Raw genomic sequence first — 16,313 nt, forward strand, 5'->3', positions numbered from 1 at the left:
CTATTCTTCTTCTTCCTTTGCTAAATATGCATCTAAACTCATCTCATCCAGTACATGAGAGTAAATATCTTTGGTTGTGGCGATGGATTTATGACCTAATAGTTGCTGTACATATTCGTCCATATAACCTGCTTGCAACATACGAGTGGCAAATGTGTGTCTGAATAAATGGGGATGAGCTTTAATACCCGTTCTATCTCTTAACTGGTAAAACAAGTCATTTAATCGCGCACTGGTCATAGGTTTACCTGTATATTTACTATCTAAATTGACAAACAGCATTCCATGTCCTTGTTGTTCTGCTTCGGGTGGATATTCTTCTAATAGGTAAGCTTGAAATGTTTCCTGTATCTCTTCACGGTTATGTAAAATAGGAATTTCTCGTTCTGTGCCTTTGGCAGTAGCATTATTGGGATTATCATCCCGTCGAACAATTCTAATTCGCCCTCTACTATCAAAGTCTGCAACATCAACTAAATGTAGTCCTAAGAGTTCCCCTCGCCTCACTCCTGTTTCTCGTAACAGCATCACTATTAATCTGTCGCGATAGGTGTAACAAGCATTAGCCAACTGAACTACTTGTTCGTCTGTCAGGCAACCAGGAAAAACTTTTGGTTCTTTAACTTTGATTCGCTTCCGCCGTTCTGGACTACTTTTGACAATCCCTCTTAAGAAACCACCCCGTTTGCCCCATCCGTGAGCTAGTTTAGTAAATTTCTTTTCATCAATTCTACCTTCTACAGCGTGGAACTCATACATTCCTTGAATGGCTGTAACTGCTTGATTGACAGTGCGTGGACTGCGTTTGGATACTACTTCTCTAACCTCTTCTGAAATGACTTCTACTTCTCCACCCAGAAGATACCAGTTAACAAAATCAGCTAATTCATTTAAGCCAACATCCTGCCAATTAAGGGATTTGTATTCTAACCAGTGCCAAAAGTCTAATAGCCGACAGGCGTAGGTCACAACTGTATTAGCAGCTAATTGTCTTTTGCGACAGTAGTTTAAGTAGCGTTGTATCGGTTCTACTGGCAGAAAGGTTTCTGTATCGAATACGCAACTAAATCTTTCCTCTGTTTGAGGGTCAATTGCTCTTTCTATCGTAATCACTTCTACTTCGTGTAATTTAAGGTAGAATTACTTTACCACATAAATTGGTACAGTTGTTGTTGTTTTTTCTAAATTAAATAATATAATTATTTTGTTGTTATAAGTCTCAAACTATTGGTAGGGTTCTGGTTCGAGGTTTAACTCTCCATCGTATTTACCGTCTTCAAAGGTAGTGCGAGGCTCGTCTTGATAATTCTCGGTGAATTCTTGTTCTTGTTGTGTTCTCTCGTAATCTTCTTGATGTTTGCTTTCTAAGGCGATTACGTCTATATCGGATTGATGTATAATATGGTTATTCATCGTCTAAATTTTGTTGTTTACGGTGATATCAAGCCAGTTTTGGCTCGAACTTTATTTATCTGCTAAGGAAGATCGGCGGTCAAACTGTTCTTTCCTTAGTTAGATAAAGTTATCATATCATATTTAACGATGTCAACAACGACAAAAGAAGAAAAAAAAGTCAAAAAGAGAAGAAATCCAAATCCTAATACAATTGGATTAAAAAAGATTCCTAAAATTGCGCCAGAAGGAAGTGCGCCTAAAGCTGTTTCTGTTCGTATTCCTAAAAGTCAGTATGAAGCTTGGATGTCATTACCTGCCGAAGAAAGGAATGAATTTTTAAGAAGTGCGATCGCACAAAAATTAATTGAGAAAAATTTACTCTCTGCTTAAAAAGTTGCATCAAAAAATTTGAATTGAGCAGGATCGCAAAAGAACTACAAACTCGATTCACTAATAGGCAATAAATAAAAATAATTTATGCCCAAAAAAATTAGAGAATTGAAGCAATTGACTTGTGCGCAATAGCCTAACAATGTTGTGGCTAATGTTCCTGTTATTTGAATTTATTAGTTAATTTACAGCCATCCCTCTGGTTCTCCATAATCCCAATTCTGCTCTCCTTGTCTTCCCCAATTAATCTTTATTGTCATCCCACCAGTTTGACAAAATTCTTCAACTGCAAACCAAGCCTCTTGTGGCTTTACAAACCATTTGGTGGGTAAAAGTAACGGTTCTCCTCCTATGTATGCTGTGACAGCATTTTCATGTTTATAATCTCCTGAACCCAAAGAAACACAGATAACATCACTATCTGTGTATTTAAGCCAAAATCCTTGACTTGGTTCAAATACTATCTCTAAAAGAGATATCCATTCACGTTCATCTTTAAACCAAGATAATCCTCCTTGAGCAGCACCACTACACCAATAATCTTCACTTTCATGGAGTATAAGATTTTCTATTGTTTTTACATCAGGATTTTTGATTGATTCTCCAGAAGGTGAATCATAAATAAGTAATAGTTTTTCTTCTTCCATTTTGGATTATATTCACTATGTCCTCTATGGTTATCTGGCATATACTGAATAAGGCTGTTGAGCTTTAGGACTAGCGTTCTTCCAGTATAATCATAAGTAGCGATCGCCTCTGAATTATTAAGATGTGTTAAGTCAGTTAACCGTCCGTTAAGATCGAAGGTGTAATCTGTTTCGGCAACCAATTGAGTTCCCGCCAAATCGCTGCTGAAACACAAGCTTTACAGGCTATTTTCAGTAAAAGCGATCGCCTTGTCCTCAATTTCCCCAAATAGCGATCGCAGAACGTCAATTTTATCTATCCCAGATAGCGTTTGCCTGACAAAATTCAATCTATTCTAAATATAATTTGACTGCTATATTAGTTGTCAGGAAATAACCAACAACTAATAATTTGACTATTGCCAATCTTCCCAATCTTGATTGAAAATCGAGGTATCTGGAAAAGCGGTAGGATTACCAGATTCATTTAACATTTTTTGTAAAGACTGTAATTCTTTTTCCCTGATGTAAGTTTCATCGATTAACTCATAGATCATAATGTCATTCTCCAAAGCATAGGATGTAATGATTCCTGCTGCTGCACCAGAAGACCATTCAAAAGAATGTACCCGATAAGCTGCTGCTGCAATGTGGCTTGTAGCAATACTCTTACCTGTGACAATTAAATTATCTATTTTCTGGGGAATCATAGCTCTTAGAGGGATTTGAAAAGGATAAGCTTGTCCTCCGCCTCTTCTTTCCCCTTCTCTTTCTGTATTACCTGGTTTTTCTGCTGGATACTCATTCATACAGGGATGAAAATCGATCGCATAATGCCCAATACCTATTGAATCAGGATAAATTGTCGAGCGAGTACGTCTCACTATTCGATCGATGTCCATATCTTTATTTGCCACAGCTTCCAAACCATCAATCGCTGTCCATAACTGACGGTAAGTAACCTCATCCAAATTATTAACATAGTATTCTTCCCGATAGTTACGCCGAGAAATATCAATCTCAGTAACAGTAAAACCGTTGGAATAACCAGGATATACCCTACCAATAATTCTTCTTCCTTCTCGCATATAAGGATACTTCGATAAACCGTGGGCTGTTCCCATAGGAGAATCTAAACCCACTAGTAAACGATGGTTGGGATTGGGTGTTTTAACCCCGTCCCCTAGCTGAGAATCCGTAGTACCTTCTACTAACCAGTAAAAATAACCTAATGCGTGATCTTCTCCCTTTTGTAGCGTTTCTGTCCGTAATCCTCCTAACCAGCCTCCAGGCTCTAATTGTCCTGTGAATTCTAGCTGCCTTCTTGTATATACTAGATTATCTTTCGATGTTCCTGGTCGATAATCATTACCCCATGTCCAGTTTTGCATGGAGATATCTCCAGGGGTGGGTTCAGTAAATTTAACACCTCTAAAATTGGCTTCCTCTCCTGTGTTGGGACTCCAAATACGGCGATATGTAAAGACTAAATCAAAATCGGCTAATCTTTCTAGTTCATAGCTGTAATACTGGTGATGCTGCATATAAAAAGAAGGCATGGTATGTTCTTGGGGTTCTGCCGTTGCTTCCATGGCAAAAGTATAGGTAAACCCTTGGGTACAGTAAGGATCGTTAGTCAGGCTGGAAGACGAAGGTTCTAAATGAGAGAGTGCATCAATACCCAAACGATAAGGGACATCAGCTAAACCGACTATTTCCCCTGTTTCTGTGGCTTCAATAACATACCAATCAGTGGTGGTTGCAGCAGGATTTAATTTAATAATTTCTTTCTTTAATAAATCAGAGTCTTCATAGGTATAGGCATCTTCAATCGTGCGTGAAAGGGGATAAGTATTTAGTTTTGGTTTTCCTGGCTGTGGTTGATGCTGTATGGCAACAGCACTGGTAATTTTTCTTCCTGTAATTTCTAAATCTTTGATTACCGTATTTGGCAACCAATGTAACTTCCCTTGTCCTTCTGCTTCGGCATCTTTTAGCTGCTCCAGTAATATAGTGTGGGCATCATCGGGGAAAAAACAAGACACACTAACCCAACATTCCCCAGGATTGAGTTCGCCATAAAAGTTTTCAATGCGATCTCGTAATTCTAAGTAACCACGAGGATAAAACAATTGCTCTCTTTGAGTAGTCCTCTCATCCAATGCTGATGTACCTTGAGAAGAAATTTGTCCCCCTACCCAATCAGTAATTTCGGTCATGCAAACGGTTTTTCCTGCTAATAATGCCTCATAACTAGCAGCAGCACCCGCTAAACCGCCTCCTACCACCAATAGTTCGCATTCTAGCTCTTTGTCAGGTTTCGGAGATGATTGGGCATTACTAGGAGTCAAACTAGATTGCCATAACAGCAAACCAAGAGAACATCTCCAAAATGATTTCAACCCATTATTTAACGCTCTGTAACCCATAAAAATCTCAAGAAATTACGGCAATCGTTCTATTATAAGAATTCTTGAGAACAACCAATGAACAAATAAACAGGCGGTTCAAAAGATTTATTTTGATGCATTTCTGGCTCTTGGAAGTATTCACCTCTGGCTTCAAAGACTTTTATTAGTGGGATAGGTTCATATTTGTTTGAATAATGCTTTTCTTCTGGGTTGTAATTTGCGATCTAAATTGGGAGTGTAACGCAGATCGGGGTATAATCGATCTAAGAATTTAGCGATCGCTAAATTCTCCCTTACCAGATAATAATCCGAGGGTGTTACTCCGTCAATATGGCGACTGATAACCCCAAAACCCATTCGTTTGGGATAATAGGGAAACACAGGTACATTATATTTGAGCCAGGTTTCTAGGTTAGGAGACTTTGCCATGGTCACGGTCAATTGTTTTAAAACGGTTTCTGGAAGGGGTATATTTTGGGATTGCAACCAAGCTTTAGTAATTAATTCTGAGCGTTGAGAAGGGTTAAACCAAGCATTAAGAAGTGATTTAGCAGCAGAGTCAGCGAAGGTATTTAATTGAGCTTTTATTTTTTCTTCTGAAGCGATAGCAAGCATCATTTGTTGTAAGTCTGTACCGTATTCTTGCCAATCACTAGACGCTGCATCGATCTTACCTTGCCACCAGTAAACACCACCTCTGGCACGATGCCAAATAATATTATTAGGCTCTTGTTGCAACCATTGATTATAAGTTTGTTCTAAATTCTTGATTATTTGGGTATAAATAGGTTTGAGTTGGGGATTACGCCAGAAAGGGCTAGTAAGAAAAGAAGAATCTCGCAAAATCTCTAAACTAAAAGCTTCTACTGCTAAATCTGGTTTATTTTGCTGTAACAGGCTCAAACCCAAACCAAAAAATACTCCTTTTTTCGCTGGTACTAATTTGGCGGAAATAGCAAACTCTTGAGTAGCTTCTTGGGGATTAACATTTAGTAGCAACCAGCCTAGGTTGCTGTGTCCAAATTCCCGATAGGGAGAAGCTTCATTAGCTTTTCGGAAATATTGGATTGCTTCAGCGATCAATGCTTGTTGTTGCGCTTTATCTTTAGTTTTACGTCCAATTTGCCCAAAATTCCAACCTAGCTGATAACTATAGTAAGGCTCCCAAGGTGCTATCTGATGAGCTTGAATTAAACGTTCGCGAAAAAGCTGAAAATCATTGTGTGATAAAGCAATAAATCCTTGACTAGACAATTGCCAAGCACGATGCACTGGAAATAACCATATCATAAAAGCGATCGCGACTCCGAAACTTATTAAGCTCAAGATTTGTGGTTTAACCTTAATTGGTAATGCTTTGTTTTCTGAAGGAATTAAATTACTCAAACAAGCAGTCAAGATGATTAATATGCCACTAATGCAGACATTATCTAACTGGTAATCGGTGAGACTCATCACTCCGTAGCCGAGGAAACTCGCTAAAATACACCAACCTAAAAGATAGTCGTTAAAGCTAATCTTGGCTTGATAACGTAAGAGCTTAATTGTAGCTAGAGTTAGTAAAACAAAAACTAATAATCCGCCAATAACCGCTAAGATACCTAATTCTGCCCATAAATGAAAAGGGGTGCTATGCAGTTGAAAACCCAACTCCGATTCTCCACCAGCCCAAAAAGGACGATACTTTTGATACAGTAGCGGAACATTACCTAAACCAACTCCTGTTAAAAATTGACTCATTCCCATGCGATAACCCAAGACAATGTTGATCGTGCGATAGGCTATCTCTCCCGAACTTTCCCCGTTAATAACTCCAGTAATTAGCTCAAAAAATCGATTATTCGCCAAAATAACCCCTATCAACAATAAAAAACTGCCAATACTTCCAAAAAATAACCAGATACGACTTATAGAACTCAAAAATACTAAACCAACTAAGCCGATTACGATTATTACCCCCAATCCCAACCAACCACTGCGAGAACTGGTAGTATAAAGATCGATTATTCCCAAAAATAATGTGCTAACCCACAACCAGCGTCTTTTTCCAGGCTCAACAATGATTAACCAAACCAGTACAGGAAAACAAAGCAAAAGATAACCAGCAACGTAATTTTGATGTCCAAGAGGAGCCCAATTACGCAACTCTAAAACAGAAAAATCAAAGTTGAGTACCACACCCTGTTGTTTTGCATCGTTGATACGCTCCAACTCTGGTAAAAAAGTATTTTTAACCCACAGAGTTAAACTAACAATCATAAAAACCAGACTGAGATATCCTTGCTTCACTAACATCCGATACCGTGCGGTTGGCGTTTTCAAACAAGAATTAACCCCATAAATAGCAGTTACAAAACAGAGAGCTACCCAACCATACCAAATAGCCTGTTGCGGAAATATAGCACGTACAGTAGATAGAGCAACACTAACAACTATTAACCCCATCAACCAATCAAATCCATTCCCTAAAAAAGATGCTTGTCTATTCCATAGCAAACACAGCAACCAAAAAACGGGGAACAGTAAACCTATTTGCCACAAAGAAACAAAGGGATACAATACCATCAAACTATGGCTATCTGGAGCAAGAGTAAACACAACATAAAAAATACCAGTTAAAATCCTAAATATTTTTTGGCATGATAGAAATAATTGATTCTTTGATGGAGAACTCATCTAATTTAAAGAATTTAATAGTTAGTGCTGGCTTTAAATAGAGTTCCCTAAATGAAATCAGAATTATCGATGAGCCAAAAGTTTTACGTATAACTAATAACAAAATATTTTTTTTAATGATAATATTAGAGCAATTAAACTCACTAAGTTGCTGGGATTACCGTTTCAATAAGTTTGATGGATGGCGATTACAATTAATTGCAGGAACCAATCTCGATTATCCTAATTCCCATACTGATGAAATTGAATTTCATGGAGTAACTTATATTGAGTGTCCCACCGATTTTTATCATGCCAAATTTCGATTGGGTACAAAAAAAGAACAAGAAAGGTTAAATAGTATAGTTAGTCTGGAATCAGAAGATACAATATTTGTAATTGAAGCAGAAACGACAGGTAGCATTGAGTCAAGATTATTTTTTAGAGTTGCAGAGAATGTTACGATTAAAAACGAAATAATCAATACTGATTAAATAGGTGAACGTTTGATTGGTTTATCAAGCATTTAAGTCATTTTTTTGTTATAACTTAATTTTTTTACACCTATAGTTATGAAATGAAGTAAAGTTAAAGAGAAATAAAGCAAAATAAAGAAGAAAAGAATAAAACCAATTAATTGATAACTTAATTCCTGAATATCTTGAAATTAGTGATTTAAATTTAGTAGTTAAACTTTCTTTCAAAATAGATTTAATTATTATTTATAACTCTAAATTTTCAGTTTCTTGATATTTATTTAATCAAAAATTATCTCATACATTATGAATTTCAAATCAGTAAAATAATTTTGTGATTTATCTGACATTGGATTAAGATTTAGCTTTATATATTTTGTAAACGATCGCAGAAATAATAACTTTTAAAAAATCTTTAAAGCGATCGCATTTTAATTAATTCAAATTTTGCATTACGATTAATAAAGTCAGATAGTAGTTCACACCATCAGATATTAATCATGATTGATTTATACACTTTTACTACTCCTAATACTTGACATATGAGTCAATATAAGTACGCTAGTACTATTCAAAAGTTTCGGCTAGGAAACTAAAAGTGAGTACCCATATCAGTATCAAAGACGCTTCTGTGCAACTTAAAATTAGTGAACAGCGAGTTAGAACCCTTTGCAGACAAGGGAAAATAACTGCTGAAAAAATAGGCAACACTTGGATAGTCGATCGAGAAAGCCTTAATAAGTACGCTCTTCTATCAGGTCATAGGGTAGTTGAGGATTACCCATCTAATAATTTGATTAAAGCACAACAAAAGCTAATTGCCCTAAGTTTTTTTTCTGGTGCAATGGGTTTGGATTTAGGCATTGAAAAAGCTGGATTTAACATTCGCCTTGCTTGTGAAGTAGATAAGTCTTGTAGGCAAACAATCGCTTTAAATAGACCAAATACGGCTTTATTAGGTGATATCAATAATTATGAACCAGACGACATTTTGCAGGCTGCAAGACTCACCAGTAAAGATGATATTGATTTAATTATGGGAGGCTCTCCATGTCAAGCATTTAGTACTGCTGGAAAAAGAAAAGCTTTTCATGACGATAGAGGAAATGTATTTTTAAAATATATCGATCTAGCATTATCGCTAAAGCCTAAATATTTGGTAATCGAGAATGTTAGGGGGTTATTATCTTGTCCGTTAAAAAATAAAGCCTCTCACCAAAGAGAAGAGAAGTTTTCCGAAGAAGAACTTAAAGGATCGGCACTAAATTTAATCCTCAGTAAGTTAAAAAAATATGGTTATTCTTACTCTTTCAATTTATATAATGCAGCAAATTTTGGAACTCCCCAAACAAGAGAAAGAGTTATAATTATTTGCTCTAGAAATGAGGAAACAGCACCTTTTTTAGTGCCAACTCATTCAGAGAATGGTGAATATGAATTACCAAAGTGGAAAACTCTTCATACTTGTATTCAGAATATAGATAGACACGATCATCTCAATTTTCCAGAAAAACGCTTAAAGTACTATAAAATACTTATATCTGGTCAAAATTGGCGTTATTTACCTGAAGAATTACAAAAAGAGGCAATGGGTAAATCCTATTATTTAGGAGGTGGAAAAACAGGCTTTTTAAGAAGATTAGCTTGGGATAAACCATCTCCTACTTTGGTAACACATCCAGCTATGCCTGCAACAGATTTGGCTCATCCTGAAGAAGATAGACCATTATCAATCCAAGAATATAAACGGATACAAGAATTTCCCGATAATTGGGAACTTGCAGGTTCACTTATTCAACAATATAAACAAGTAGGAAACGCTGTTCCTGTTAGTTTGGGTTTGGCAGTGGGAAAGTTAATTAAAAATTTAATCAATGGCGTTGAAATAATCGAATTTAATGATTTTCAGTTTTCTCGCTATCGAAACACAAGTCATGTAGATTGGGAAAAACAATTTTTGCAGCAACTAGAAAAATACAAAAATACTGATAAACAACAAGAGCTTATTTCACAATAATTCTGTGATTAAAACAAGTCTTTTCTCATTTATTTAATCTTTTTTTTCTGCTTGCAGATATGTCTTGACAAAAGCAATAAACCCTGCTTCTGAAAGATTGTAACTTTGCATAAGTTCGGGTAAATTATTCCAGTTCGTACCTCCTTTTTTGGAAAATGAACGAAACCATTTCTCGATCTGAGTTCCATTACTTATTGCACTGCTTGATGAATTTTCAGTATTATCTCTATTTTTGATTTGTAGAGCCAACCATTATATATCTTTTCTCCAAGTTTTGCTAAAATTTAAATCTTATTTGACTGTTAACCAGCGATCGCTTTTGACCAATGAACTATTCTTTTGAGCAAATTCGTCTTCAGGTAGAAAGCCATAATAGACAAGGGAATAAAGAAACAATTATTGATTTACTGACAACTTATTTAAAATCGGATTTAAAAATTTCAGAAAAAGCTTGGTGTTGGTGGAATTTAGTAGATAATCTTGCTTTATTACGTCGTTGTAGAGAAGCAGTTACTCAACAAAAAGCTTACCTTGATTGGGCGATCGATTCTCATCTTAATTCTCAACAAATTTTAGAAGTAATGAACGATGGTACTCAAGCATTATGTTGGCTACAAATCGATTGTATTGATGACTGGATTAATATTTTCAATACTTTAATTAACAATACAAAACCTAATCTCGAAAATAGGCTGGCTCGTTTTTACTATCTGAGAACAGCAGCGAGAATCTTGATTACTACTGCAAAATATGATTTAGCAACAAATTTAATTAAGCAACTTAAAAAAATATTATTAGAGGATACTAACTGGGAACACAATAGCTGGATAAAACTTGAAATTACAGCAGTAGAGTTAAACTTATTAGAAGCTAACAACGATATTAATCAAGCACTTCAAATAACAACACAAGTTAAAGAACAAATAGAGACAATAGAAAGACTACAGTTAGCAAATTCGTCTCAAATATCCACTCTTTGGCATAATAATGCAGCACCATTGTTTCGTACTGAACTTTATTCAGAAGCAGAATTAATGTTCCGTAAAGCGATCGCTAGTAATCCTCAAAACTGGTGTTCTTTAGTATTTTTAGCTGTTTGCCTACAAAAACAGGATAAATCAAAAGAAGAATCAAAGCAATTGCTAGATAAAGCAGCCTCTTTAACTAATAAAACAGATTACGAAGCTTTACTTTCTCGTATTAATACTTGATTTCGTATAGTTAGCAACTAAATTGCGATCGCTTTAAGAATAGCTAGTCTTCAATATTCTTTAACCCCAATTTCTTCATAATCTCTCAGTTTAGTTAGATAATCATCTCGCCAATTGGTACTGACAACTTCAATAATTAAAGGAATAGATTCTGCTGTTTGAACAGTTGAATATTTCTCCCATAAAGTTTCGTTTTTTAAAGCGGGGCGATTTAAAATTAGTACATCAGGAGAATAAGCAGACTGTCTATCGATCGCTTTTTCTAAATTGATTAACTTGATTCTTTTAAATTCCACAGCCAATTCTGTAGTCAAGAAACCAGTAATTTCCTCATGTTTTCCTGGGGGTTGAATTTCAACATTTATTCCTTCATATAATTCGTATTGTCTCCCTTCTGGTTTCCAATGCAAAAATTCTTCAAATGTTAATAATTTTGGTATAGTTTGAGTCATGGTAATATTTCATAAATTACTAAATTGGTGAGAGTTCACCTCTTTTAAGCGACTTCAAAAGTACTGATACCGTTTCGTTTAAATTGTCGTTCCTATTTTCCAAGTCGATGCTTGTTATTGCGCTTTCTGGTATCCCCTTGGTTGAGAGAAATTTCCTGATTGCATCACTAAGGGCGATCGCACCATCATCTCCTAGTACTTGTATATTTCCTATCTTGCTATCGGTCAGTGCTGTATGGATACCTAAGAATACCTCCACGCCATCCACCTGAGCCAACCGATGGGTATTAATGTAATTGTTTATGTATTCTAACCTTCCTCGTATCGTAAACTTGCCACTTTTGTCTTCTTGTATCAAGTGCAAAAATTTGCGTCGCCCCTTTCGTGAAGCGTCTGGGAAATTAAACCGATACCAGGTGTGATTTTCTCTCTCATGAATCTTTTCTGGGGTATTTACTATTGCTTGCTCTCTTTGTGACAATTCTTTCAAGATTCCGTTTCTCATGATCTTACGCTGCTCGTAACTACCCTTTTCGTGGATAAATATTTCGCTCTTGTTTATGTATCTTGATAATGCTTGTCGTTCGCGTATCATCCGCTCTACAGTTTGCTTACGGGATTTTTCCAGCTTTTTTTTGCCCACCTCAACTACGATCGCGCCTGCTACTCCTATCCCTGAAACACTCCAACCTACTGGTGTGGTTATCGCCGTACCCGTACCCACGAAGGTGGCGAATGATAGTAAGACACCACCCAAGGCACTCATACTTCCTAAGCTGGCATTGGTATAAAGTTCCTGCTTTCTTGAACTATGGAGTTCTACTGAAGATGTTATGAGCGGTATTAAGTCTCTCCTGAATAATTCTGCTATTTTAGTGTACTTGGCTATTTCCTGCTCAAATTCTGTTTCTGGCTGGATTTCAGTCGCTAAGCTTTCTATTACTTTAGCTCTCTGGCTTTTCTGTTTCTCGACAAATGTTTCGACATACTCTGGCAATGCCTTAAAGCCTTTTTCTATCTGAGAGAGTGCTTGTTTTTGTTTCCCTTTTTTCTGACCCGCTATCAAAGCACGCAACGCCCCAAGTCCTTCTAAGACAGATGTCAATCCTCCACCAACTCCAAATGTTGTTGCGCTTAATGTTGTTGCTGCTGGTGTTGAAGCTGCCAAAACTTCTATATTACTTATCAAAGTTGTGATGCCATTTGCTATGCCATTTAATGCTGTTAGCAAGCTCCCTGAATTCTCTACTAAATTTAGCTGGGCTGAATTTTTTTTCTTCTCATTATCTACTTTTTGTGCCTCGCTGGTTGGTGGCAAATCTGCCAGAGAATTCAAGGAGTTATTCTTGACGATATTATAGTTACCCTTGAAATATACTGCACTAGAATAGACATTCACTAAGCTCGACAATGCTGCGATCGAGCCAGCTAATTGAGCTACGTTTAGTTCTGCTGCTAACTTGATATCGCCACTACCCATGAGCGCATTGTCTGCCTTCGGGGTTGACCCTAAAGTAGCTGATACTGTTGTGGCATCTTCCACATTTTTGGCAAATTTAGCCACTGGCCCGCTTGCTGCTGTTCCTCCATGGGCTGTGACTAAACTCAACCATTCCCTATTTAGTTCTCTTATCACAAAAGAGTCTACAGTCTTCTTAATTTTTTTCATGGTTATTTAATTTCTACGTCTAATATTAGGAAGGGATTTAGGTATCAAATTGAGAGATTAATGAAGGTCGATCGCCTGCACTGTTAGGGCGATCGACAAAGCTAATAGTCGCCATCAAAGACTATATTCACTTCAATTTATGGCGAACTGCTTTCAGCAGCACTTGCGCTCCCGCCCGTAATTTAGCTCTGAATTTATATCGGGATGCAGGGTTCAACAATATGGCAAAGAGCGATCGCTAAAATGTAAGTATGGTCTTGAGCGCATTTTGAACATTTTTAGAATAAAATAGCCCTAGCATACAACAATTAATTCATGTTAATTTGTTACGGTTCCGAGAGTTAGATGAACTGGAAACTTTTGTCTTGTATGCGATCGCATTTTTGCTAAATCATACCTTCATTCAGGAACGCCTCCTACAGGTGGTCTATTCTGCACGAAAGGTTTTCCTACTACTTTTATAGTATAATTATACTTCTTAAGTACATTCTTAATCCATTTGTTACCTTCAGAGTGACCGTTGACTTTTTTTCGACTATAGTATGTACGATCATCGTCTGCGTTGAAACATTGATGTCCAGGATAAACTCCCCTTTTCTGTTGTTTAATATTTGCTTTCCGATTCATACTGTTTTTCCGATTCTGGGGACTTGCCTTTTTTTGTTTCCCTTTTTTATTACCAAACATGATTTTTCTCCTTTGTAAAATTAATGGTTGTGTTTATCTTCAATGGCTTAGGTTTTAGTACGAACTTTTCGTAAGCATTGTTGAACTAAGACTTGTTCATTTAAAGCCAGATCTATTACCTAAATACTTGAGTCCAAGCTCCGTTATCAAAACCGACTCCAATCTGAGTTACATTACGATTGAGAATATTTCTACGATGCCCAGGACTATTCATCCAATCATTTACAACCTGTTCTGGACTTTGTTGTCCACGAGCTACATTTTCCGCCAGATTAAAATTACTGTGAAACATTCTTCTACTTCTAGCCATAGTTTGACTATGACTTTTGGCTGCTGTAATCAATTGGCAATTCCATGTCAACGATCTTAAACCGTTTCTTTGGCGGATAGAGTTCGTCAATTGAAAAACTCGATTTTCAAACTGATTTACTTGACATCGGTTTTGTGCTAATAAAGTTGTTTCCGATGTTGTCTTGGTCTTAGCATTGGTAATTTCTGGCGCACTAAGACAGATGCCACCTACTATTGCCAGTGACATACTTGCAATAATTACATTCAATTTATTTTTCATAGTGATTAGTCAATTAATTAGTGGTGATTCCTATGTATTCATCAATTAATATTCGGCAGTGTTGAGCTTGAATTTTCTCTGCCGTCGATTATTGATTAAACGCCGTAGTATTAACCGAATCATCTCGATCGCCTTTCAAGTTAATGCGACGCTAACGATAGTTCTTGTTTGCTGGAGACTACCCAATCATGAAAGCTGAAATCTTCTTCCATTCCTCTTAAAACAACAGTTAAAATAGTAAATTCCAAAGCCAACGAATTAAGACAACAGTTAAAGTAGTAAATCCCATCACAATAACTGCTAAAGTTAATATCAATCCCATTACAAATAAGCGATCGCTTTCTGGATGATATTGAGTTTGGGGTAAATGTTGTTTCAATAAAGCCATATTTCTGACATTGGCTTTCCAACCAACATCAAAAAGATCGCCTAAAACGGGAACTACACCTATTACTGAATCTAAGAGAAGATTAGCGACCATTTGCCCGATTACTTGGCGAGGTAATCCCATCCGCGCAGCTTCGACAACAATATAAGCGGACAATGCTCCTGCCAGAGTATCACCACCACCAGGAAGTAATCCTAAAATGGGGTCTATTCCTATACGATAGGGAGTTCCAGGAATGGGAATAGCATTATCTAGTAATTGAGAAAGACGACGGAGATTATGGAATTTGTCGATCCGAGGTGATGGTTTTAGTTGCGACATATATTTAGATGAAGGTCTACATTTATAGTCGTGACACCAGCCACTGCCACAGCACAACGTTGAAATATGGGTGATGGAGCGAATTATTTCAAAGGGCTTAAACCGATAAGCTATTAGCTTAATTTTTGTTTAAGCCCTATGAGAATTAAATACGACGAGCCCAGCAACCACCATTGTTACCGCATTCAGAAATCCAGGCATTGCACGCCCACTCAGCATCTCCTTTAGTTTTAGCCCACCAAGGTTCGACCTTACCTACGTACTGATTATCGCGGTGTTTCAGGTGACAAGCCCATCTACTTGTGTAATTTTGAGCAAGTACGGGTAGAGCGATGGTTAAAGTTAAGGTTGCACTGGCTAAAATCAGAAGAGTTGATTGACGTTTCATAGTATTCTCCTTATGAGTTCAATATTTAGAAGTTGTGGGCTTGCGCATCTGCGCAAGCGAGTTAACTGAGAAAGAGTTTGTTAGCGGTCTTATCGATAACAAGGATCGTCTAAACGCTCACCTCCCATAGATTCAAAGAGTCTATCCATATGTTCAAGATCGTCCTCTGGATCAAGAAATTCATCCATACGTCCGCCATAAGGGTCATAGCTATCACCATTACAGCTAGGTACGGGATTGGTGACCCCATAGGCTAATTCGTCTTTGTTCAGAACTTTGGCTTCTGCAATAGTAGTGCTGAGAACAAGAGCTACTACGGCTATCGAGCCTGTCTTAAGGCTAAATTGATATCTATTTATTGAGTTTTCTTTCATGGTAAGATGGGTTGTGCTATTATTTTTCGGGAAAAGCAGAGTGGAGAAAGCTGAAGTTAGCTGTATGTTCTTTGCCCTGTTTTTCTTTTACATTTTTAACGATAAACTGCTCCACTTGAATTTCTGCCGATGATCCGCACAAGAAAAAAAAATCGTTTTTTCGCCTTGGTTCAAAAGTGGTTCAAAGTCTTTGCCAGTAAAGTTTTTGGGATTTTACTGTTCTCTAAAATTAGAGTGCAGATTAAATTTCTGCCGATCATCAGCACACGTTTTTTTTTTCGC

Annotated in this window: 17 protein-coding genes; 4 read left to right on the forward strand and 13 right to left on the reverse strand. The window is 36.9% G+C overall.

Annotation, left to right across the window (positions count from 1 at the left end):
* Entirely contained in the window at window positions 1-1,113 is a 1,113-nt protein-coding gene (locus H1P_RS12390) for a tyrosine-type recombinase/integrase (protein WP_144867492.1), read from the reverse strand.
* 111 nt (window positions 1,114-1,224) lie between these two features.
* The gene (locus tag H1P_RS12395) at window positions 1,225-1,413 is read right to left on the reverse strand and encodes a hypothetical protein (protein WP_144867494.1); all 189 of its coding nucleotides are present in this window, start codon (window positions 1,411-1,413) and stop codon (window positions 1,225-1,227) included.
* A 129-nt stretch (window positions 1,414-1,542) separates the two neighbouring features.
* Here H1P_RS12395 and H1P_RS12400 point away from each other — a divergent pair, with 129 nt between their 5' ends.
* Complete coding sequence (locus tag H1P_RS12400; RefSeq protein ID WP_144867496.1) at window positions 1,543-1,785, forward strand: hypothetical protein; 243 nt, start codon at window positions 1,543-1,545, stop codon at window positions 1,783-1,785.
* A 185-nt stretch (window positions 1,786-1,970) separates the two neighbouring features.
* Here H1P_RS12400 and H1P_RS12405 read toward each other — a convergent pair whose 3' ends face one another.
* From H1P_RS12405 to H1P_RS12415, 3 genes are all read right to left on the reverse strand, one after another.
* A complete protein-coding gene (locus tag H1P_RS12405) occupies window positions 1,971-2,432 on the reverse strand; it encodes a hypothetical protein (RefSeq protein WP_144867498.1) in 462 nt (153 codons plus the stop codon).
* Between the two features lie 395 nt (window positions 2,433-2,827).
* Window positions 2,828-4,840, reverse strand: coding sequence for an FAD-dependent oxidoreductase (locus tag H1P_RS12410; protein ID WP_144867500.1), 2,013 nt, complete (start codon window positions 4,838-4,840; stop codon window positions 2,828-2,830).
* A 159-nt stretch (window positions 4,841-4,999) separates the two neighbouring features.
* Window positions 5,000-7,498 (reverse strand): O-antigen ligase family protein, encoded by a 2,499-nt coding sequence (locus tag H1P_RS12415; RefSeq protein ID WP_144867502.1) that lies wholly within the window; start codon window positions 7,496-7,498, stop codon window positions 5,000-5,002.
* Between the two features lie 116 nt (window positions 7,499-7,614).
* Here H1P_RS12415 and H1P_RS12420 point away from each other — a divergent pair, with 116 nt between their 5' ends.
* Together H1P_RS12420 and H1P_RS12425 are read left to right on the forward strand one after the other, a co-directional pair.
* The gene (locus H1P_RS12420; protein WP_144867504.1) at window positions 7,615-7,971 is read left to right on the forward strand and encodes a hypothetical protein; all 357 of its coding nucleotides are present in this window, start codon (window positions 7,615-7,617) and stop codon (window positions 7,969-7,971) included.
* Between the two features lie 580 nt (window positions 7,972-8,551).
* Complete coding sequence (locus H1P_RS12425; protein ID WP_144867506.1) at window positions 8,552-9,970, forward strand: DNA cytosine methyltransferase; 1,419 nt, start codon at window positions 8,552-8,554, stop codon at window positions 9,968-9,970.
* Window positions 9,971-10,003: 33 nt separating this feature from the next.
* Here the strand turns inward: H1P_RS12425 and H1P_RS12430 are convergent, their stop codons facing one another.
* Window positions 10,004-10,219: a SinI family restriction endonuclease gene (locus H1P_RS12430; protein WP_144867508.1), complete on the reverse strand. Its 216-nt coding sequence runs from the start codon at window positions 10,217-10,219 to the stop codon at window positions 10,004-10,006.
* A 77-nt stretch (window positions 10,220-10,296) separates the two neighbouring features.
* Here H1P_RS12430 and H1P_RS12435 point away from each other — a divergent pair, with 77 nt between their 5' ends.
* Window positions 10,297-11,181, forward strand: coding sequence for a tetratricopeptide repeat protein (locus tag H1P_RS12435; RefSeq protein WP_144867510.1), 885 nt, complete (start codon window positions 10,297-10,299; stop codon window positions 11,179-11,181).
* A gap of 50 nt (window positions 11,182-11,231) precedes the next feature.
* On the opposite strand, the gene H1P_RS12440 is transcribed toward H1P_RS12435, so the two are convergent.
* The 7 genes from H1P_RS12440 to H1P_RS12470 form a co-directional block, all read right to left on the reverse strand.
* Window positions 11,232-11,633 (reverse strand): Uma2 family endonuclease, encoded by a 402-nt coding sequence (locus tag H1P_RS12440; protein WP_144867512.1) that lies wholly within the window; start codon window positions 11,631-11,633, stop codon window positions 11,232-11,234.
* 19 nt (window positions 11,634-11,652) lie between these two features.
* On the reverse strand, window positions 11,653-13,302 hold the full coding sequence (locus tag H1P_RS12445) for a hypothetical protein (protein WP_144867514.1): 1,650 nt from the start codon (window positions 13,300-13,302) through the stop codon (window positions 11,653-11,655).
* Window positions 13,303-13,701: 399 nt separating this feature from the next.
* On the reverse strand, window positions 13,702-13,929 hold the full coding sequence (locus H1P_RS12450; protein ID WP_144867516.1) for a hypothetical protein: 228 nt from the start codon (window positions 13,927-13,929) through the stop codon (window positions 13,702-13,704).
* 175 nt (window positions 13,930-14,104) lie between these two features.
* Complete coding sequence (locus H1P_RS12455; protein ID WP_144867518.1) at window positions 14,105-14,560, reverse strand: CAP domain-containing protein; 456 nt, start codon at window positions 14,558-14,560, stop codon at window positions 14,105-14,107.
* A gap of 229 nt (window positions 14,561-14,789) precedes the next feature.
* Window positions 14,790-15,269, reverse strand: coding sequence for a DUF4112 domain-containing protein (locus tag H1P_RS12460; protein WP_144867519.1), 480 nt, complete (start codon window positions 15,267-15,269; stop codon window positions 14,790-14,792).
* Window positions 15,270-15,414: 145 nt separating this feature from the next.
* Entirely contained in the window at window positions 15,415-15,657 is a 243-nt protein-coding gene (locus tag H1P_RS12465; RefSeq protein ID WP_144867521.1) for a hypothetical protein, read from the reverse strand.
* Between the two features lie 89 nt (window positions 15,658-15,746).
* Window positions 15,747-16,031, reverse strand: coding sequence for a hypothetical protein (locus H1P_RS12470; RefSeq protein WP_144867523.1), 285 nt, complete (start codon window positions 16,029-16,031; stop codon window positions 15,747-15,749).
* Between the last annotated feature and the right edge of the window lie 282 nt (window positions 16,032-16,313).

It is taken from the genome of Hyella patelloides LEGE 07179 (assembly GCF_900659865.1).
Taxonomy (GTDB): Bacteria; Cyanobacteriota; Cyanobacteriia; order Cyanobacteriales; family Xenococcaceae; genus Hyella; species Hyella patelloides.